The following is a 19133-nucleotide window of genomic DNA, read 5'->3' on the forward strand; positions in this document are numbered from 1 at the left end:
ATAGAACGTTCGAACGCAAACCAATATTGCTGAGAGCGATCTTTGAACCCAAAGTATCCTCCCAATCGCCGGGTCAATGCACGATTCGATCGCGAAGCTGTGGCACTCTTGAGCGAACATCGAAGGGATCTGTAATGGATGAATTGCGCGTAGTACGGCGCGAGGACGGCTCACTGATCCTCGCGAACGAGCTCGGCGAGGAGTACCGCCTTGCCATCGATGAGGCGCTGGTCCAGGAGGCGCGGCTCGCGCTCCCGCGCGCCACAAGCTCAGTCCCCGTGCGGCCCCGCGAGATCCAGGCGCTGCTTCGCGCCGGAAAAACACGCGCGGAGGTTGCGGCCGAGACCGGTCTCGAAGAGGGCGACGTCGAGCGGTTTGAAGAGCCCGTACGCGCCGAGAAGCGCTACATGCTCGACCTCGCGCACGCCGTCGTCGTGCGAACGGATCCCGCGCAGAGCGGCGGTTCGCCATCCGCGAACGCTGACGACGATCAGCGTTTCGGCCAGGTCATCGCCGAGCGGCTTATCGCCCTCGGCAACACCACGAGCGAGTGGCGGTCGTGGCGCGACGAGGAGACGGGCTGGCTGATCGGGCTCACGTTTGATTCGCGCGACGACATGCACGACGCGATCTGGAGCTTCGACCACAAGAAGCGGGTGCTGAGCCCGCTCACCCTTGATGCGACCAACCTGTCGAAGCTCGGCGAGATCGGCGACAGACTGATCCCGAAGCTGCGCGCCGTGGACAACGCCCAGCAGGAGCGCCAGGAGCAGGCCCCATTCGACCCCGACGGCCTGCTCGCGCCAACCGAGGAGGTTGAGCCGCTCCCCCGCGATGCCGCACCGCCGGCCGACGTGGCGAACGCTGAGCCCGAGAACGCCGACGCCGAGTACGAGCGGCGGCGTGAGATCGATCACCTCGCGATCAAGACGACGGGCGAGGAAGCGCAGGATCTCAGCCAGACCGCCGACCTGCTCGACGCGCTCAGGCGTCGCCGGGGCGAGCGCTCCAAGGAGGCCGAGGCCACCACGACCGCAGCCGAATCCGACGATCCGGATCTCCCGTCAGGCAGCGCCGCCATCGATGCCCTTGGGCTCACCCCCGCGGCTCCCGAGCAGCGCCGCGGCGCGGGCGCCAATATCTGGGGCACCGCTGGCGTGTCTGGCGAGGCGGCCACTCCCACTGATCGCGACGCGGATACCGCGCAGCTCCGCGCGGTTCCGCGAGCCACCGTGGACACCGCTCCGAGCGCGGAGCCGACACGGGCAGGCGAGCCCGCGGCCGAGCGAAACGAACCGGCGCCGGCGGACGTGACGCACGGTCGAGGCGAAGCGAAGCCGGAGAAGGATGTGAAGTCAGAGAAGCGGGACGCGCGCGCGGCGAAGCGCGGCCGCTCGTCGATCCCGAGCTGGGACGACATCCTGTTCGGCACCCGCAGCGACGACGACCCTGCATAGCGACGGCGCCTGGCGGCGCCACGCCGTGCGGCGCTAAGACCGCACGGCACGAGCGCGGCGCTAATACCGCCCTACGCTAGCGCTGCGCAGCACCGAGGATCTCGACGGCCTTGGCGAACCCCGACTGCGCGAGCGCGCCAGCGGAGATCAGCGGGATCCCGCGCTCCTCGTCGGTCCACGAGCCGTGCTGTCCGACCATGTCGAGGGACTGCGGATCGTCGGCTGTCGTGTAGTAGGCGCACTGCCCGCGCGCCGCGAGAATGACGTCACCAACTCGCTCGGCCACGCCGGGCGCGACCGCGCTGCCGAACAAGCCAGCGGCGAACGCCTCGTCGCGCGTCGTGACCCACGCCCGCTTCCCCTCGCGGGCAGCGAGCCAGGCCGCGAACGCGTCGGCGTCGCCGGCGGGATCGATGAAGAACGTCCGGAACCGAGGCTCACCCCCGACCTCGATCACGTCGGCGAACGCGGGATCACTGAGATCGAACACGACCTGCTGGTGCGACTCGACGTCAACCATTCCGTGATCTGCGGTGACGACGACCCCCGTCTGCGCGGGGAGCCCGGTCAGGAAGTCGCCGACCGCGCGGTCCAGCTGCTCAAGCCGGTCCGACCACTGTCGGCTCTGCCAGCCGAACTGATGCCCAGCGCGATCGAGCTCGTCGACGTAGACGTACGCAAGCGTGGGCGCGCCCCCTGCGAGATCGCCTGTCGCGGCCGCGAGCCGCTCGGCGATGGTGTCGCCGCCAACATACTCGGCGCCGGTCAGGATCGCGCGGGTGAGGCCACTACCAGAGTGGGCGGGGCGCCCATAGACGCGCGCACGTAGGCCGAGCCGCGAGGCGGCCTCGAACAGCGGTTCAGCGTGCTGCCAGCTGCGAACGTCAGCGATTCCCTCCCAGTCGCGCAGGGGCGATAGGAGGCCAAGCTCTGGGTGCATGATCCGGTAGCCGACGAGCCCGTGCTCCGCGGGAAGCCGCCCGGTGGTGAGCGTCGTCAGCGCCGCTCCCGTTGTCGACGGCGTGACCGTCGTGATTCGCCGATGGGACAGCCCGGCGAGCGTCGGGGCGTGCCCTTTGCGTGCCTTGAGGTTGGCGCTTCCCAGGCCGTCGACCGCGAGCACGACCAGCGAGCGCAGCGGAGGCACGAGGGCGAGTGCCCGGGCCTCGCGGTCGGCCGCCTCGGCTGACGCCGGCCCACCGAGCGCACTTCGCAGCACCTCGCCGGCCGGCAGATCGTTTCCGAGGGCGAGCGCGGCGAGACCAGTCGGCACAATCGCGGCAAGCCTCCCGCCGTTGTCGGTGGCAGTCGGTAGCATATTCCCATTATGGCCGACGTAACCGACATGGATACTCCAGGCGCAGCCCATGAGGCCGCCGGTGAGCGCATCGAAGATATCGACATCTCTCACGAGATGGAGGGATCGTTCCTTGAGTATGCCTATTCCGTCATCTACTCCCGCGCACTCCCTGACGCGCGCGACGGACTGAAGCCCGTCCAGCGGCGCATCCTCTACATGATGACCGACATGGGCCTGCGCCCCGACAAGGGTCACGTGAAGTCTGCGCGCGTCGTTGGCGAGGTGATGGGCAAGCTTCACCCGCACGGCGACTCGTCGATCTACGACGCGCTGGTGCGCCTGTCACAGGACTTTGCGATGCGCCTGCCGCTCGTCGATGGCCATGGCAACTTCGGCTCGCTCGACGACGGCCCGGCCGCGTCCCGATACACGGAGGCTCGGCTCGCTGGCGCCGCCCTCGCGATGACCGAGGCGCTCGACGAAGACGTCGTCGACTTCATCCCCAACTACGACAACCAGTTGCTCCAGCCCGAGGTGCTGCCCTCCGCGGTGCCCAACCTGCTCGTCAACGGCGCGAGCGGCATCGCGGTCGGCATGGCGACGAACCTCGCGCCGCACAACCTCATCGAGACGATCGAGGGCGCGAAGCACCTGCTCTACCACCCCGACGCATCGGTCGAAGAGCTCATGGAGTTCATCCCCGGCCCCGACCTCCCCGGTGGCGGCACGATCGTGGGCCTCGACGGGGTGACTGATGCCTACCGCACGGGCCGCGGCGCGTTCCGCACCCGCGCGAAGGTGTCGATCGAGCAGATCGGCCCGCGCCGTACGGGCCTCGTCGTCACCGAGCTGCCCTACCTCGTCGGCCCGGAGCGAGTGATCGAAAAGATCAAGCAGGGCGTCGAGAACAAGAAGATCACGGGCATCACCGATGTTGTCGATCTGTCAGACCGGAAAAACGGGCTGAAGCTTGTCATCACGCTGAAGACCGGCTTCTCCCCCGAGGCTGTCCTCGAGCTGCTGTACCGGTACACCCCGCTCGAGGACTCGTTCAGCATCAACTCTGTCGCGCTCGTCGACGGCCAGCCCCAGACGCTGAGCCTGCGCGAAATGCTTCGCGTGTTCCTGGATCATCGTCTCGCCGTCGTGACGCGCCGCAGCGAGTACCGCCTCCGGAAGCGCCGCGAGCGCCTGCACCTTGTCGAGGGCCTACTCATCGCGATCCTCGACATCGATGAGGTCATCCAGGTCATTCGCACGAGCGATGACGCCGAGGAGGCCAGGACCCGGCTGCAGCAGGTGTTCGACCTGTCGGAACTGCAAGCGGAGTACATCCTTGAGCTGCGCCTGCGCAGGCTCACGAAGTTCTCGCGCGTCGAACTCGAGGCGGAGCGCGATCAGCTCAACGCAGAGATCGCTGCGCTGCTCGAGATCCTCGGCAGCAAGGAGCGTCTGAAGGCCGTCGTCGCGAGCGAGCTCGACCAGGCTTCGGCAGCCTACGGCACGCCCCGCAGGACCCTGCTCACTGGGGCGGTCGCGCGGCCATCGCGCGCAGCGGTCTCCCCCGATGCCATGCAGGTCGCGGACACGCCGTGCACCGTGCTGCTTTCGGCGACCGGTCGCGCCCTGCGCGTCGACCGCGATCCCGACGCCCCCGACGCCACGCGAGCGGCGCCGCGCGCGACGAAGCACGGTGCTGTCGCTGCGCGAGTCGCGACGACAGTCCGCGGTGAGCTCGGCGCGATCCTGTCCGATGGCACGCTTCACCGCTTCACCCCCGTCGATCTCCCGCTCGTTCCCGGCGCGTCGATCGCGTTCTCCGCGGGAGTCAAGCTCACCGAGTACATCGGGCTCACGGACAAGAAGCAGCGGATCGTCGGCATCGTGCCGCTCGATTCGGAGGAGCCGGTCGGCGTCTTCACGGCCCAGGGCACCGTCAAGCGCGTCGTGCTGACAGATCTGCCCGCGCGCCCCGAGTTCGAGGTCATCACCCTCAAGCCTGGCGACGCGGTCGTCGCGGCGTTCCCGGCGCCCGACTCCGCCGAGTTCGCGGCCGTCACGAGCGACGCGCAGCTGCTGCGGTTTGCCGCGTCAGCGGTGCGCCCGCAGGGCCGGCCGGCCGGTGGCATGGCCGGCATGAAGCTCGGCTCCGATGCGCGCGTCATCTTCGCCTCGGCGATCGAGGCCGACGCTGAGGCGCGCGTCGCCACGGTGGCGGAGGGATCCGACGAGAACGCCCTGCTGAGCACCGATGCCGCATCCGCGAAGATCTCGGACTGGGCTGAATTCCCAGCTAAGGGGCGCGCGACCGGCGGCGTGCGCGCGCAGCGCTTCCTCAAGGGTGAGGATCGGCTCGTCGCCGCGTGGGTCGGCACGGGCGAACCGCGCGCGATCGCGGCCGACGGGAGTGCACGCAAGCTGCCGGAGGAGCTCGGCAAGCGCGACGGCTCCGGAAGTCCGCTCGAACACAGCGTTGCCTTCATCGGTGAGGCGCCGTAGCGCCAACGGTATCGGCGAGGCGCCCGAGCGCTTCGACGAGTAGCCAAGCACCGGGGTGCGAGACCGCGTCTCGCACCCCGTCCTGCTAGCCGCCGAGCGCGCGAATCACCTGCGCTGCGGCGACGTGCCCGCCGTTTTCCGCGAGCGCGAGCGCGGCGACACCGTCGCCGCCCGTTGCGCGGGGGTCGGCGCCGGCCCGCAGGGCGGCGACCACCGCGGTCGTGTCGCCCTGCTGAGCTGCCTCGACGAGCGCGGCGGCGGGGTCGCTCGGTGCGGCCGCGGCGGCCAGCGCGCGCAGCACCTCGGCCTGGGCGGTGAAGCCGCGCTCCTCGGCCATCTGCAGCGGCGTGAGGCCCTCCGACACCGAGAGCGTGTCGAGCGCTGCCCCGCCCGCGACGAGCACCCGCAGCGTCGCCGCATACGTTGGATCGTCGCGACCGAGCCACACTGCCTCATGGATCGCCTGGTATCCGAGATTGTTGACGTGGTTGACGTCGACGCCGGCGCGGATGAGTGCGCCAGAGATGTCCCAGTGGCCCCGCTCAGCCGCCCGGATCAGCCCGGTGCCGTCCCAACTGTCGAGGGCCTTCACGTCGGCACCGTGCTTCAGGGTGAGTCGCAGCAGGTCGCCCCTGCCCTCGCTCGTCGCGATGAGGTAGGCGGACTGCACGGTATCGTCCGCAGCGTTAACGTCGGCGCCCCAGCCGATGAGCTGTTCCGCGGCGGCGACGTCGTTCGCCCAGGCCGCGTCGCGGAGCCGTTGGTCGAGCTGGGCCTGCGTGAGGTCCGGCTTCTCCGGCGTCGCGGGCTCGGCCGGCTCCTCGGGCTTGGGGGTTTCCGCAGGGTCGGCATTCGGCTTCGCTGGCGTCGTCGTCGCTGGCGCCTCGCCAGGCTCGGGCGCGCACCCGGCGAGCCCGAAGCCGAGCGTCGCAAGCGCAACCGCGGCGGTCGCCGCGCGTAGTCGGGTCTTCATGAGTGCTTCTCCTCGCTGCTTGTCACCCAACCGTAGATGAGACCGGGCGTGCATGGTTGATTGTTCGCGGCTGGTCGCCGCTCGTGGTTCGGGCGTCCGCGCGGCCCGCGCCGCGCCTCGGATGGGATCGGGCTACAACCCGATCAGGGCGACGCCACAGACAACAACGACCGCAGCCGTCAGTCTGAGCACGGGATTGCTCTCGCGGTAGCGGATCACGCCGTACAGCCCGACGAGCACGACGCTCGTCTCGCGCATGGGGGCGACGAGCGACAGCGGCGCGAGCGTCGCCGCGGTGAGCACGAGCACGTACGACAAGGGCGAGAGCACGCCGAAAGCAAGCAGGCTGCGCCAGTTGGCCCTGAGCTCTCCGCGGAGCCGCCGGGCCGGCCGCTTCCCCCGCGCCCCTTCGGCGCCGAGCATGCCGCCGAAGATTACGGCCTCGGCCGCGCTCGTGCCGACCATGAACGCGACCGGGGCGATGCCGAAGCCGTTCACCATCGACACGTCCCACAGCGTGTACGTGGCGATCGCGACGCCCGTCAGCAGGCCGAAGACGACCGACGGGTCGAAGCGGGCCCGCCCGGCCGCGCCGGCGAACTCGGCACCCGCGGCGGGCCGCGTCCGGCCGATGAGACCGAACGCGGTGACACCGACGACGACGAGCAGCACGCCGCCGAGCGCCAGCAGTCCGGGCCGCTCGCCGAACAGCAGAATCGACACAATCACCGTCAGCACCGGGCCGCTGCCGCGGGCTGTCGCGTAGACCGTACTGAGGTCCCCGGCGCGGTAGCCGCGCTGCAGCACGAGCATGTACAGCACGTGCAACACGCCCGACACGACGACGGCGAGCACGAACTCCCAGGCGCCGCTCGAACCGATACCGCCGGTGAACGGAATCGCCACCGACCACACCACCGCGCTGACGATGGCCCCCCAGAAGAGGAACGGCACACCAGAGCGGCTCGACCGTGCCGCGAGGATGTTCCAGGCGGCGTGCGCAACGGCTGCCGCGAGAACGAGTCCGAGGGCTGTGAGATTCATCGAGCGCTGACGCTACGCGTCAATTCGCTCGCGGTCGAGGTCATCGGCGTTCTCGATGATGAACTCCTTGCGCGGGGCAACGTCGTTGCCCATGAGCAGCTCAAACATCTGCGCGGCCGCGTGCGCGTCCTCGAGTCGGACGCGGCGGAGCGTGCGGTGGTCGCGGTCCATCGTGGTCTCCGCAAGCTGGTCCGCGTCCATCTCGCCGAGGCCCTTGTACCGCTGGATGGGCTCCTGATACTTCTTTCCGCGCTTGCGGAGGTCGGTGAGGAGCGTCTGCAGTTCCTTCTCGCTGTAGGTGTAGATCACGTCGTTTGGCTTGCGACCCGAGTGCTGCACGATGACCCGATGCAGCGGCGGCACGGCCGCGTACACCCGGCCAGCCTCGAGCATGGGGCGCATGTAGCGGAAGAAGAGCGTGAGCAGCAGCGTGCGGATGTGCGCGCCATCGACATCGGCGTCGCTCATGAGGATCACCTTGCCGTAGCGCGCGGCCTCGAGATCGAAATCTCGGCCCGACCCCGCGCCGATGACCTTGATAATCGCGCCGCACTCAGCGTTCGACAGCATCTCGGCGAGCGATGCCTTCTGCACGTTGAGGATCTTGCCACGGATCGGCAGAAGTGCCTGGTACTCGCTGTCGCGGGCTGGCTTCGCGGTGCCGAGCGCGCTGTCGCCCTCGACGATGAAGAGCTCGGAGTTCGCCACGTCTTTCGAGCGGCAGTCAATGAGCTTGGACGGCAGGGAGGAGCTCTCGAGCGTGCTCTTGCGGCGGGCGGTGTCGCGCTGCGCGCGCATCGCGATCCGAGACTTCATCTCGGACACCATCTTCTCGAGCAGCGTCGCGGTCTGGGCCTTGTCGTGCTTCTTCGGGGACTCGTACAGCTCGGTGAGCGCGCTCGTCACCGCGCGCGAGACGATCTGGCGGACCGCCGCCGTGCCGAGGACTTCCTTCGTCTGCCCCTCAAACTGCGGCTCCGGCACTCGAACGGTGACGACCGCGGTCAGCCCCGTCAAGATGTCGTCTTTGTCTGGCTTGTCAGAGCCGGCCTTCAGCTTGCGAGCGTTGGCTTCGATCTGCTTGCGGAAGAACTTCGTCAGCCCCTGCTCGAAACCGGCGAGGTGCGTCCCGCCCTTCGGCGTGGCGATGATATTCACGAAGCTCTGGATCTCGGTGTCGTACCCAGTGCCCCACCGCAGCGCGATGTCGACCTCGCACTCGCGCTCGACCTCCCGCGAGACCAGGTGCCCCGTCTCCTCGTCCATCACCGGGACGGTTTCCGTGAACTTGCCTGAGTCCTGCACTCGCCAGGTGTCGGTCACCGGGGCGTCGAGGGCGAGGAAGTTCACGAACTCGGAGATGCCGCCCTCGTAGTTGAAGGTATGCAGCGTCGGCGCGCCCGACTCGTCGAGGGACTCGGCGCGGTGGTCTTCAATCTCGATCGTCAGACCGGTCACGAGGAACGCGGTCTGACGCGCTCGCGCGACAAGCGAATCGACCTCGAAGCGCGCGGTCGGCAGGAAGATCTGCGGATCCGCCCAATACCGGACGCGAGTGCCGGTGACGCCCTTCTTCACCTTCCCGACGACGCGAAGCTCGGTGGCACGGTCGAACGGCGTGAAGGCGCTGTCCGGGCCCTCGCCGGCGAACTCGCCAGGTTCGCCGTGGCGGAACGACATTGCCCAGGTCTTGCCGTCGCGGTCGACCTCCACGTCGAGGCGAGACGACAGCGCATTCACCACGGACGCGCCAACGCCGTGCAGGCCGCCCGATGACGCGTACCCACCACCGCCGAACTTGCCGCCAGCGTGGAGCTTCGTGAAGACGAGTTCCACGCCGCTGAGGCCGCTTCGTGGCTCGACGTCCACTGGCACGCCGCGACCGTTGTCGGCGACAGTCACCGAGCCGTCGCCGTGCAGCGTGATCTTGATGTCCGCGCCATGACCGGCGAGTGCCTCGTCGACCGAGTTGTCAATGATCTCCCAGAGGCAGTGCATGAGGCCACGCGAATCGGTCGTGCCGATATACATGCCGGGACGCTTGCGAACTGCTTCAAGCCCCTCGAGGACGGTGAGGTGCCTGGCGGAGTAACTGGATTCAGCCACGTGAAAGAACCTGCTTTCTTGGAGACTCACCCACTGTAGAGCACGCCACCGACACTCGGGCTGATCGCCGACGGCGAGTGACGAAACCGCGGCCAATTCTCGCCGCCGCCGTACGCGTTGAGCGAAACAACCCCGGCAAACAGGGCGCTCCCGGCGTTTGGATGGTTGGATAGAGGTAATTGAACTACCGGGAGGTGGCCATGAGCACACTGGAACAGACCGCTGACGTAGCGGAGGTAACTGCGGCGGACCGTCCGCTCAGTGGACTTGATCGCTGCGATAGCTGCGGCGCACAGGCATACGTTCGCGTGACGCTGGGCGGCAGCGAGCTGCTCTTCTGCGCGCACCACGCGACGAAGCACGAAGCAAAGCTTCGCCCCATGGCCGAGGCCTGGCACGACGAAAGCCACAAGCTGAGCGCGTAGCGCTCAGCGCTAGAGAAGTGGGCCCCGGGAATGATTCCCGGGGCCCACTTTTCTGTGTGCGCGCCGTCGAGGCCGCGCAGCAACGACGAAAGGGTGCGGAGGAAACCTCCGCACCCTTTCGAACACGCCTCGCGATGTCTTAGTCGAGGTAGTCGCGCAGCTGCTGGCTCCGCGACGGGTGGCGAAGCTTCGCCATGGTCTTCGACTCGATCTGACGGATGCGTTCGCGAGTCACACCGAACGTGTCGCCGATCTGATCGAGGGTCTTCGGCATTCCATCGCCCAGACCAAAGCGCATCTTGATGACGCCAGCCTCGCGCTCCGAGAGCGAGTCAAGCAGCTGCTCGAGCTGCTGCTGGAGCATCGTGAAGCCGACCGCGTCGGCGGGCACGATTGCCTCGGTGTCCTCGATAAGGTCACCGAACTCGCTGTCGCCATCCTCACCGAGCGGGGTGTGGAGCGAGATCGGTTCACGACCGTACTTCTGCACCTCGATGACCTTCTCAGTGGTCATGTCGAGCTCGCGGCTCAGCTCCTCGGGCGTGGGCTCGCGCCCAAGATCCTGCAGCATCTGACGCTGCACACGAGCGAGCTTGTTGATGACCTCGACCATGTGCACAGGAATACGGATCGTGCGGGCCTGGTCTGCCATCGCGCGGGTGATCGCCTGGCGGATCCACCACGTCGCGTACGTGGAGAACTTGAAGCCCTTGGTGTAGTCGAACTTCTCGACCGCACGAATCAGGCCGAGGTTGCCCTCCTGGATCAGGTCCAGGAACTGCATGCCACGCCCGGTGTAGCGCTTCGCAAGCGAAACCACGAGGCGCAGGTTCGCGCCGAGGAGGTGGCTCTTCGCGCGCTGGCCGTCACGGGCCACCCACTTGAGCTCTCGCTCGAGCTTCTTCGGCAGGCCCTTCTCGGTGCCAAGCTTCTCCTCGGCGAACAGGCCAGCCTCGATGCGCATCGCAAGCTCGACCTCCTCCGCCGCGTTCAGCAGGGCGACCTTACCGATCTGCTTCAGGTAGTCCTTCACCGGATCGGCGGTGGCGCCGGGAATCGCGGTCGTGACCGTCGGCACGTCCTCCTCGTCGCCGGCCTTGAGCACGATGGCTCCGGTCGGGAGGGGCTCCTGGTGCTCGGCGGCCGGCTGCTCTTCCTCAGCCTGCTCGTCCGCTTCAGTCACTTCTGTCTCGTCGGGCGCGTCGATGATCTCATCGACCGCCTTCTTCGCGCGGGTGGCTGGCTTCTTAGCGGGAGCCTTCTTCGCCGCGGTCGTCTTCGCTGCCGACGCGGCCTTCTTTGCCGGAGCCTTCTTCGCGGGCGCTTCAGCCGCGTTCTGCTCTTCGCTCTCAGCCGCCTTCGCCGCGCGAGTCTTGGTCGTTGTCGCTGTTGCCACGCAACTTCCTCTCAGATCTCGTCGATGCGCGTCCAAAAAACTGCGCACACCATGAAAACCCATGTCAAGCCCGCGGTATTCCCGCGACGGTTGAATGGGTTCCTACCTCCTATTATTGCACGGCTGGGCCGTCATTGTTTTCAGGGCCCTGTTGGCGTTCCGCGAGGAACCGTTCGAGCTCGCTCGCGAGCTGGTCGGCGGTCGGCATCGTGCCCTCCTCGCCGAGCAGCGATGAGGACCTGTCGCCGTGCGCCTCGACGTACTGGTCAAAGCGCCGTTCGAGGTTGTCGAGCATGTCGCGCGACTCCTCGTTCTCGGAGATCTGGCGGTCCACCTGCTGCCGAAACTCGTGCGCGCGCTCTTTGGCCTCGTCCGTCGCGAACAACAGGCCGGTCGCCGCCATCACGTTGTCGAGTGCTGCCGTGAGAAGCTCCGGGTACTCATTGTTCGCGAGGTAATGCGGCACGAGGTGGGCAAAGCCCACAACCTCTTCGCCGACCCCGTGGAGCCTGTACTCGAGAAGATGCACGATGCTCGCAGGCAACCGGGTCGTCGGCTTCCACGCCGACCGCTCCATGAGATCCTCGCGGGTGCCGCTCACCGTGGCGACGATCGGCCTGGTGTGCGGGACCGGCATCGGGATCGCCTGAACCCAGGTAGTGATGGAGACCTCGAACTCGTGTACGAGCAGGAGGACCGCCTCGGCGAATGCCTCCCAGCGGAAGTCGGGCTCGAAACCGGAGAGCAGCAGGAAGGGTGCTCCGAGCTCGTCTCGCGCAAGGCTAAGCGTGAGCTCCTCCGGGCTGTAGTCCGTGAAATGGTCCTCGTCGAACGTGATGAGCGGACGACGGGCTCGGTAATCGAGCAGCAGGTCGGTGTCGAAGCGAATGATCTCTTCAGGCTTGCAGCGTTCCCACAGGTATTGCTCAAGCTGAGAGACCGCATTTCCGGCGTCGGTAGACCCTGAGAGCGCGACAACAAGCGGGAGCCCCTTCGCGACACTCGCGCGGCGCTCCGCGTACACGGCAGAGAAGAGTGTTTCAGTCACGGTTCCATTCTACGAAACCAGGCGCTGAGCGGGACGAAATGCGCGAACAGCGAACACTGAACGTTCCGCTGCCGCAGATTCACAGAAGTAGTAGGCTAAACGATGCGCACCGCATACCGCGCGGATCAGGCACAGTATTGAGACCCGAGGGAGACCCCACTTGGCCGAGCACCAGTTTGACATCGTAGTTCTTGGTGGCGGAAGCGCCGGATACGCGACCGCAGTCAGAGCGACACAGCTTGGAATGACCGCAGCGATCATTGAGAAGGACAAGCTCGGTGGCACCTGTCTCCACCGAGGCTGCGTGCCCACGAAGGCACTGCTGCACTCAGCAGAGGTCGCAGACGTCGCCCGTGAGGGTGCAACATACGGCATCAACTCCTCCGTCGAGTCGATCGACATCGTCGCAGTGAACGCCTTCCGCGAAAAGCTCGTCGCCGGCAAGCACAAGGGGCTTCAGGGCCTCATCAAGGCGAACGGCATCACCGTGTTTGAGGGCGAGGGCCGCCTCGCATCGCCGAACACCGTCCAGGTTGGCGCCGACACCATCGTCGGCAAGAACGTCGTGCTGGCCTCGGGGTCGTACTCTCGTTCGCTTCCCGGACTCGAGATCGGCGGCCGCGTCATCACCAGCGAGCACGCACTCGAGCTCCAGGAGATCCCGAAGAAGGTCATCGTGCTCGGCGGCGGCGTCATCGGCGTCGAGTTCGCCAGCGTCTGGCGCTCGTTCGGCGCCGAGGTCACCATCGTTGAGGGCCTCCCCCACCTCGTACCCAACGAGGAAGAGTCGGTCTCGAAGCAGCTCGAGCGCGCATTCCGCAAGCGCGGCATCGACTACAAGCTCGGCGTGCGGTTCCAGGGCGTGACCCAGGATGACTCGAGCGTGACCGTGACCCTCGAGGACGGCACGACCCTCACCGCCGACTACCTGCTCGTCGCAGTGGGCCGTGGCCCGGCGACGGCTGGCCTCGGCTACGAGGAGGCCGGGATCGAGATGGATCGCGGCTTCGTGCTCACCACCGAGCGCCTCGCAACGAACGTTCCCGGCGTCTACGCCGTTGGCGACATCGTTCCGGGCCTGCAGCTCGCACACCGCGGCTACCAGCAGGGCATTTTCGTCGCTGAGGAGATCGCGGGCCTCAACCCGGTCGTGGTCGCCGACGTCAACATCCCGAAGGTGACCTACTGCGATCCCGAGATCGCGTCGGTCGGCCTAACCGAGGCGAAGGCCGCCGAGCAGTACGGCGCAGAGAACATCTCCTCGTACGAGTACAACCTCGCAGGCAACGCGAAGAGCTCGATCCTCGGCACCGCGGGCACCGTCAAGGCCGTTCGCCTGAACGACGGCCCCGTGCTCGGCGTCCACATGATTGGCGCACGCGTCGGCGAGCTCGTCGGCGAAGCCCAGCTCATCGTGAACTGGGAGGCCTACCCCGAGGACGTCGCACCGTTCGTCCATGGCCACCCCACTCAGAACGAGACCATCGGCGAAGCAATGCTCAAGCTCGCCGGCAAGCCGCTGCACGCTATCTAAGCGGCATCACAAGCTAGATCTAGAAGAAATTTAGAAGGAGAATCACGATGAGTGAATCGGTAGTCCTCCCCGCGCTGGGCGAGAGCGTCACCGAGGGGACGGTGACCCGCTGGCTGAAGCAGGTGGGCGAGACCGTGGCGGTCGACGAGCCGCTGCTCGAGGTCTCGACCGACAAGGTGGACACCGAGGTGCCTTCCCCCGTCGCCGGCGTGGTTGAAGAGATCCTCGTCCAGGAAGACGAGACCGCCGAGGTTGGCGCGGTGCTCGCACGCATCGGCGACGGCAGCGGTTCCGCTCCCGCCACCACGCCCGAGCCCGAGCAGGCTGCAGCCCCCGCGGCTAAGCCGGCCGCAGAGCCCGCAGCTCCCGCCGAGCCGGCCCCCGCGGCTGAGCCCGCGGCTGAGCCCGCGGCTGCTGAGCCCGCAGCCCCGGCTGCCGGCGGCGACAGCCAGGACATCGTCCTCCCGTCGCTTGGCGAGTCGATCACCGAGGGAACGGTGACGCGCTGGCTGAAGCAGATCGGTGACGCTGTTGAGGTCGACGAGCCGCTGCTCGAGGTCTCAACTGACAAGGTAGACACCGAAGTGCCGTCGCCCGTCGCTGGCATTCTCCAGGAGACCCTCGTTGGCGAAGACGAGACCGTCGAGGTCGGCGCTGTGCTCGCGCGCGTCGGCAGTGGTGCAGCGGCTCCGGCTGCCGCTCCCGCCGAGGCGGCACCCGCGGCTCCCGCTCCCGCAGCAGCTGCTCCTGCACCCGCGGCAGCAGCTCCCGCGGCAGCGCCCGCACCAGCAGCTGCTCCCGCACCTGCAGCCGCACCGGCGCCTGCACCCGCTCCGGCAGCCCCGGCTCCGGCAGCCGCTCCGGCACCTGCTGCTGCTCCTGCAGCGGCCGCGCCCGAGGCTGGCGGCTACGTCACCCCGATCGTGCGCAAGCTCGCGGGCGAGCGTGGCGTCGACCTGTCGACGGTGACCGGCACGGGTGTCGGCGGTCGCATCCGCAAGGAAGACGTGCTCGCCGCGGCGACCGCAGCTCCCGCAGCGGCGGCAGCGCCGGCAGCAGCAGCTCCGGCACCTCGCGTTGTCTCTGAGCTCCGCGGTACGACGCAGAAGATGAGCCGACTCCGTAAGGTGATTGCGGAGCGCGCAGTCGCATCGATGCAGCAGACCGCACAGCTGACGACCGTGGTGAAGGTTGACGTCACCCGCGTCGCTCAGCTGCGTCAGGCCAAGAAGGATGAGTTCCTCGCGAAGACCGGCTCGAAGCTGTCCTTCATGCCGTTCTTCGCGCTGGCGGCGGCGGAGGCGCTTCAGGCCTACCCCGTCATCAACTCGACCGTCGAGGGTGACCAGATCGTCTACCCGGCCACCGAGAACGTCAGCATCGCTGTCGACACGGAGCGCGGTCTGCTGACCCCGGTGCTTCGCGATGCGGGCACGAAGAACATCGCCCAGATCGCTGGCGAGATCGCTGATCTCGCGGCGCGGACGCGTGATAACAAGCTGACTCCGGACGAGCTGAGCGGTGGCACCTTCACCCTCACCAACACCGGCTCGCGCGGCGCGCTCTTCGACACGCCGCTCGTGTTCCTGCCGCAGTCCGCGATCCTCGGCACCGGCGTCGTCGTCAAGGAGCCCGGGGTCGTCTCGACGCCCGAGGGTGACTCGATCGCGATCCGGTCGACGGTCTACCTCGCACTGTCCTACGACCACCGGACCATCGACGGCGCCGACGCTGCGCGTTTCCTTACGCAGATGAAGGCACGCCTCGAGGAGGGCAACTTCGCGGCAGATCTCGGGATCTAGCTCGAACGAGTAGTGAGGGGTTCTGCGGCGCGATGTGCGCTGCAGAACCCCTCACTCGTTTCCAGCGCGCCGGTTGCCGCCGGTGAGCACCGCACGCACCGCGGCCAGGGATTCCGGCCGCAGCGGGGTCGGTGTGAGTCGCGTACCGACCGTATGCGCGAGCGTCTCGGACGCCTCCCCCGGGTCCCACGGTGTCAGGCGAGCAAGCTGTGCGGCGACGTCGCCGAATACCTCTGAGAGGAAGCCGGCCGCGCCGGGCGGCGCGAGCGATGTCGCGAGGCCCCCGAGCACGCGAAGCGACACGCCGAAGCCGTGACATCCGTCGTCGTGTCCCGCTCGAACGTCGACGGCGGCCGCCGCGACGCGCGCGTACCGCAGGCGCGCGGATCCCGGGGGCCGCGCCACCACCGTGACCGGGGGTGGCGGATTCGCCTGGCGACGATAGTTGCCATCGCCTGGCACCTGCAGCATGAGCGTCCTCACAACGTCTCCCCCAAGGCACGCCGCGCGTTCCCTAGCGGCAAGGCCCGCACCACAGACCGCGAGCATGAGGCTCGCGGTCTCCCCCGCCGACAGTGCTTCGGTGGCGTCCCTTCGGGGTGCATCGCGGATGGTGCGCATCCTCCCATCGTCGCCTGTGACCCACCCTGGCACCACCGCTGGGCGAGCCCACGCCCCATCTGGGGACGAGTGACCGCGCCCGAGGCCCTGTGGGCGGCGCTCCATAACGGCAATTCTCGCTCTGCCACGAGCGAACGACGGCGACGGTGCGCCAGCACCGCCCGAGACGCGGTACGATGGAAGGTATGGCAGAGGCGAAGCAGAAGTCCCCGGGTCGCATCAAGCAGATGGTGCAGGTGTACAAGAACACCCGCACCCAAGACAAGCTGCTGACCCCACTGATGCTGCTCTCGTTCGTCGGGCCGATCCTGATCGCCGTCCTCCTCGCCTGGCTGCTGCCAGGGAACTGGTTCAGCTGGATCCTGTGGCCCCTCACCGGCATCCTCGCCGGCCTGCTCATCGCCATGATCGTGCTCGGCCGCCGCGCCGAGGCTGTCGCGTACGCGCAGATCGAGGGCCGCCCGGGCGCCGTTGGCGCGATCGTGCAGAGCGCCCTGCGTCGCAGCTGGCGCGGCTCCGAGGTTCCCGTCGCGATGACCCGTCAGCAGGACGCCGTCTACCGCGTCATCGGTCGCGGCGGCGTCGTGCTCATCTCCGAGGGCTCGCGCCAGCGCACCCAGCGCATCGCGCACGACGAGGAGCGCAAACTGAAGCGCGCAATCTCGAACGTGCCGATCTCGCACCTCTACGTTGGCCCCGACGAGGGCGCCGTCGCGCTGCCGAAGCTCTCGAAGGAGCTGCAGAAGATGAAGCGCGTGCTCAACCGCAACGAGATCGCGGCGGTCTACAACCGACTCTCCTCGCTCCAGGCGAGCCCGGTCGGCATCCCGAAGGGCATCGACCCGAATCGCGTCCGCGCCCAGCGCCCGCGCTAAGCCATGTCCCAGAAGTTTGGTGACCTCGCCCCCAGCGAGTACCCCGGCGAGCGCCTCGGCCTCCCGGCGGACGGCCCGCGGTCAGTGGGTCGCGTCGGGCGACGGCTGGTCGCGATCTGCATCGACTGGGCGCTCGCGTCGCTCCCCGCGTACCTCCTGATCGGTGGCCCGCAGGCGATGTGGTGGCATTCGCTCATCTTTATGCTCATGCAGATCGTGTTCGTTCCGACAATCGGCGGATCGCTCGGGCATCGCATCGTCGGCCTGCAGGTCGTGCCGCTCGCCGGCGGTTGGGTCGGGATCTGGCGCCCCATCGTCCGCGCGGTCCTCGTGACGCTCGTGATCCCCGCGCTCGTGTGGGACAGCGACCAGCGCGGGTTCCACGACAAGATCGCAGGGACGGTGCTGATTCGCGCCTAGCGCGCAGTCGATTCATCATGCGAGAACTCGTTGTCACCGTCGACACCGGGGTTCGTCGCGCCGCAATACGTAACACGCCTGAAACACTGCTTCCACGCTCCCGAAATGCTGGAAGCATAGGCTTGACCTACGAAGCGGCAGACTGCCGCACCGAAAAGTGAGGATCCCGATGTTCAAGACTCCCCAGGAAGTCATCGACTATATCCGCGAAACCGACGTCAAGTTTCTTGACATCCGGTTCACCGATCTCCCCGGCGTGCAGCAGCACTTCAACATCCCGGCGAGCACGGTAGATCTCGATTTCTTCGAGGTCGGGCAGATGTTCGACGCCTCCTCGATCCGCGGCTTCGCGACGATCGCTGAGTCGGACATGCAGCTCATCCCCGATGTGACCACCGCGTACATCGACCAGTTCCGCGCCGAGCGCACGCTCATCATGGTGTTCGACATCTACAATCCGCGCACCGGCGAGATCTACTCGAAGGATCCGCGCCAGGTCGCGAAGAAGGCCGAGCAGTTCCTTGCCTCGACCGGCATCGCCGACACCGCGTTCTTCGCGCCCGAGGCCGAGTTCTACATCCTCGACTCGGTGCGCTACGAGACGACGCCGCGCCGCACGTTCTTCGAGATCGACTCGGAGGAGGCGCACTGGAACTCCGCCACCGACTACGAGGGCGGCAACCTCGGCAACACGACCCCGCTCAAGGGCGGCTACTTCCCCGTCTCGCCCGTCGACAAGCAGGCGGATCTGCGCGACGATATCTCGCTGCGCCTCATCGAGGCTGGCCTCCAGCTCGAGCGAGCCCACCACGAGGTTGGCGCGCCCGGCCAGGCCGAGATCAACTACCGGTTTGACACCATGGTCGCCGCCGCGGACGACGTGCTGAAGTTCAAGTACATCGTGAAGAACACCGCAGAGCTCTGGGGCAAGACTGCCACGTTCATGCCGAAGCCCGTGTTCGGCGATAACGGCTCGGGAATGCACACCCACATGTCCCTCTGGGCGAACGGCGAGCCGCTGTTCTACGACGAGAACGGCTACGCCGGCCTCTCGGACACCGCACGCTGGTACATCGGCGGCATCCTCAAGCACGCGGCCTCGCTGCTAGCGTTCACGAACCCGACGATCAACAGCTACCGTCGCCTCGTGAAGGGCTACGAGGCGCCCGTCAACCTCGCGTACTCGGCGGGCAACCGCTCGGCCGCGATCCGCATCCCGCTGACGGGTTCGAACCCGAAGGCGAAGCGCATCGAGTTCCGCGCCCCCGACGCGTCGGGCAACCCCTACCTGGCGTTCGCCGCGCAACTCATGGCGGGTATCGACGGTATTCGCAACCGTATCGAGCCGGGCGAGCCGATCGACAAGGATCTCTACGAGCTTCCCCCCGAGGAAGCCGCAAACATCCCGCAGGTGCCGGGCTCGCTCGGTGAGGCGCTCGCCGCGCTCGAGGCGGATCACGCGTACCTGCTCGAGGGCGGCGTCTTCACTGAGGAGCTGATCCAGACCTGGATCAACCTCAAGAACGAGACCGAGCTCCTGCCGATGGCGATTCGCCCGCACCCGTACGAGTTCGAGCTGTACTACGGCGTGTAGGCGCTTCGCACCATCACACACGAAACCGCCCAGCGAGCC

At 67.5% G+C, this 19133-nt stretch carries 15 protein-coding genes; 8 read left to right on the forward strand and 7 right to left on the reverse strand.

Annotated features, from left to right (window positions below):
- Positions 1 to 134: 134 nt before the first annotated feature.
- Positions 135 to 1457, forward strand: a complete 1323-nt coding sequence (gene sepH, locus BJ960_RS08060; RefSeq protein WP_185986900.1) for a septation protein SepH — start codon at positions 135 to 137, stop codon at positions 1455 to 1457.
- 76 nt (positions 1458 to 1533) lie between these two features.
- Here the strand turns inward: sepH and BJ960_RS08065 are convergent, their stop codons facing one another.
- Entirely contained in the window at positions 1534 to 2775 is a 1242-nt protein-coding gene (locus tag BJ960_RS08065; RefSeq protein WP_185986901.1) for an alkaline phosphatase family protein, read from the reverse strand.
- A 9-nt stretch (positions 2776 to 2784) separates the two neighbouring features.
- On the opposite strand from BJ960_RS08065, the gene BJ960_RS08070 reads away from it, so the two are divergent.
- Positions 2785 to 5256, forward strand: a complete 2472-nt coding sequence (locus BJ960_RS08070) for a DNA gyrase/topoisomerase IV subunit A (protein ID WP_237463474.1) — start codon at positions 2785 to 2787, stop codon at positions 5254 to 5256.
- Positions 5257 to 5341: 85 nt separating this feature from the next.
- On the opposite strand, the gene BJ960_RS08075 is transcribed toward BJ960_RS08070, so the two are convergent.
- The 3 genes from BJ960_RS08075 to BJ960_RS08085 form a co-directional block, all read right to left on the reverse strand.
- Positions 5342 to 6229 carry an ankyrin repeat domain-containing protein gene (locus BJ960_RS08075; protein ID WP_185986902.1) on the reverse strand — a complete coding sequence of 296 codons (888 nt, stop codon included), beginning with the start codon at positions 6227 to 6229 and terminating at the stop codon, positions 5342 to 5344.
- 132 nt (positions 6230 to 6361) lie between these two features.
- Positions 6362 to 7273, reverse strand: coding sequence for an SMR family transporter (locus BJ960_RS08080; RefSeq protein WP_185986903.1), 912 nt, complete (start codon positions 7271 to 7273; stop codon positions 6362 to 6364).
- A gap of 12 nt (positions 7274 to 7285) precedes the next feature.
- Entirely contained in the window at positions 7286 to 9379 is a 2094-nt protein-coding gene (locus BJ960_RS08085) for a DNA gyrase/topoisomerase IV subunit B (RefSeq protein ID WP_185986904.1), read from the reverse strand.
- Between the two features lie 200 nt (positions 9380 to 9579).
- Here BJ960_RS08085 and BJ960_RS08090 point away from each other — a divergent pair, with 200 nt between their 5' ends.
- Positions 9580 to 9804, forward strand: a complete 225-nt coding sequence (locus tag BJ960_RS08090) for a DUF7455 domain-containing protein (RefSeq protein WP_185986905.1) — start codon at positions 9580 to 9582, stop codon at positions 9802 to 9804.
- A 139-nt stretch (positions 9805 to 9943) separates the two neighbouring features.
- Here the strand turns inward: BJ960_RS08090 and BJ960_RS08095 are convergent, their stop codons facing one another.
- Both BJ960_RS08095 and BJ960_RS08100 read right to left on the reverse strand, forming a co-directional pair.
- Positions 9944 to 11200: an RNA polymerase sigma factor gene (locus tag BJ960_RS08095; protein WP_307814632.1), complete on the reverse strand. Its 1257-nt coding sequence runs from the start codon at positions 11198 to 11200 to the stop codon at positions 9944 to 9946.
- A gap of 112 nt (positions 11201 to 11312) precedes the next feature.
- Complete coding sequence (locus tag BJ960_RS08100) at positions 11313 to 12248, reverse strand: PAC2 family protein (RefSeq protein ID WP_185986906.1); 936 nt, start codon at positions 12246 to 12248, stop codon at positions 11313 to 11315.
- Between the two features lie 160 nt (positions 12249 to 12408).
- Here BJ960_RS08100 and lpdA point away from each other — a divergent pair, with 160 nt between their 5' ends.
- Both lpdA and sucB read left to right on the forward strand, forming a co-directional pair.
- On the forward strand, positions 12409 to 13782 hold the full coding sequence (gene lpdA / locus BJ960_RS08105) for a dihydrolipoyl dehydrogenase (RefSeq protein ID WP_121072109.1): 1374 nt from the start codon (positions 12409 to 12411) through the stop codon (positions 13780 to 13782).
- A gap of 47 nt (positions 13783 to 13829) precedes the next feature.
- Positions 13830 to 15584, forward strand: a complete 1755-nt coding sequence (gene sucB / locus BJ960_RS08110) for a 2-oxoglutarate dehydrogenase, E2 component, dihydrolipoamide succinyltransferase (protein WP_185986907.1) — start codon at positions 13830 to 13832, stop codon at positions 15582 to 15584.
- 51 nt (positions 15585 to 15635) lie between these two features.
- On the opposite strand, the gene BJ960_RS08115 is transcribed toward sucB, so the two are convergent.
- A complete protein-coding gene (locus BJ960_RS08115) occupies positions 15636 to 16205 on the reverse strand; it encodes a hypothetical protein (protein ID WP_185986908.1) in 570 nt (189 codons plus the stop codon).
- A gap of 185 nt (positions 16206 to 16390) precedes the next feature.
- Between BJ960_RS08115 and BJ960_RS08120 the strand changes: the two genes are divergently transcribed.
- The 3 genes from BJ960_RS08120 (at position 16391) to glnA (ending at position 19094) form a co-directional block, all read left to right on the forward strand.
- Positions 16391 to 17080 (forward strand): DUF4191 domain-containing protein, encoded by a 690-nt coding sequence (locus tag BJ960_RS08120; RefSeq protein ID WP_121072115.1) that lies wholly within the window; start codon positions 16391 to 16393, stop codon positions 17078 to 17080.
- Positions 17081 to 17083: 3 nt separating this feature from the next.
- Positions 17084 to 17500 (forward strand): RDD family protein, encoded by a 417-nt coding sequence (locus tag BJ960_RS08125; protein ID WP_121072117.1) that lies wholly within the window; start codon positions 17084 to 17086, stop codon positions 17498 to 17500.
- A 169-nt stretch (positions 17501 to 17669) separates the two neighbouring features.
- The gene (gene glnA / locus BJ960_RS08130; RefSeq protein WP_185986909.1) at positions 17670 to 19094 is read left to right on the forward strand and encodes a type I glutamate--ammonia ligase; all 1425 of its coding nucleotides are present in this window, start codon (positions 17670 to 17672) and stop codon (positions 19092 to 19094) included.
- The last annotated feature ends 39 nt before the right edge of the window (positions 19095 to 19133 follow it).

The sequence above is a fragment of the Leucobacter aridicollis genome, assembly GCF_013409595.1.
GTDB classification, from domain to species: domain Bacteria; phylum Actinomycetota; class Actinomycetes; order Actinomycetales; family Microbacteriaceae; genus Leucobacter; species Leucobacter aridicollis.

Bases quoted from the DNA above. Each gene is read 5' to 3' on its own strand.
- sepH (WP_185986900.1), top strand. From the start codon at position 135: ATGGATGAATTGCGCGTAGTACGGCGCGAGGACGGCTCACTGATCCTC.
- BJ960_RS08065 (WP_185986901.1), bottom strand. From the start codon at position 2,775: ATGCTACCGACTGCCACCGACAACGGCGGGAGGCTTGCCGCGATTGTG.
- BJ960_RS08070 (WP_237463474.1), top strand. From the start codon at position 2,785: ATGGCCGACGTAACCGACATGGATACTCCAGGCGCAGCCCATGAGGCC.
- BJ960_RS08075 (WP_185986902.1), bottom strand. From the start codon at position 6,229: ATGAAGACCCGACTACGCGCGGCGACCGCCGCGGTTGCGCTTGCGACG.
- BJ960_RS08080 (WP_185986903.1), bottom strand. From the start codon at position 7,273: ATGAATCTCACAGCCCTCGGACTCGTTCTCGCGGCAGCCGTTGCGCAC.
- BJ960_RS08090 (WP_185986905.1), top strand. From the start codon at position 9,580: ATGAGCACACTGGAACAGACCGCTGACGTAGCGGAGGTAACTGCGGCG.
- sucB (WP_185986907.1), top strand. From the start codon at position 13,830: ATGAGTGAATCGGTAGTCCTCCCCGCGCTGGGCGAGAGCGTCACCGAG.
- BJ960_RS08115 (WP_185986908.1), bottom strand. From the start codon at position 16,205: ATGCGCACCATCCGCGATGCACCCCGAAGGGACGCCACCGAAGCACTG.
- BJ960_RS08120 (WP_121072115.1), top strand. From the start codon at position 16,391: ATGGCAGAGGCGAAGCAGAAGTCCCCGGGTCGCATCAAGCAGATGGTG.
- BJ960_RS08125 (WP_121072117.1), top strand. From the start codon at position 17,084: ATGTCCCAGAAGTTTGGTGACCTCGCCCCCAGCGAGTACCCCGGCGAG.
- glnA (WP_185986909.1), top strand. From the start codon at position 17,670: ATGTTCAAGACTCCCCAGGAAGTCATCGACTATATCCGCGAAACCGAC.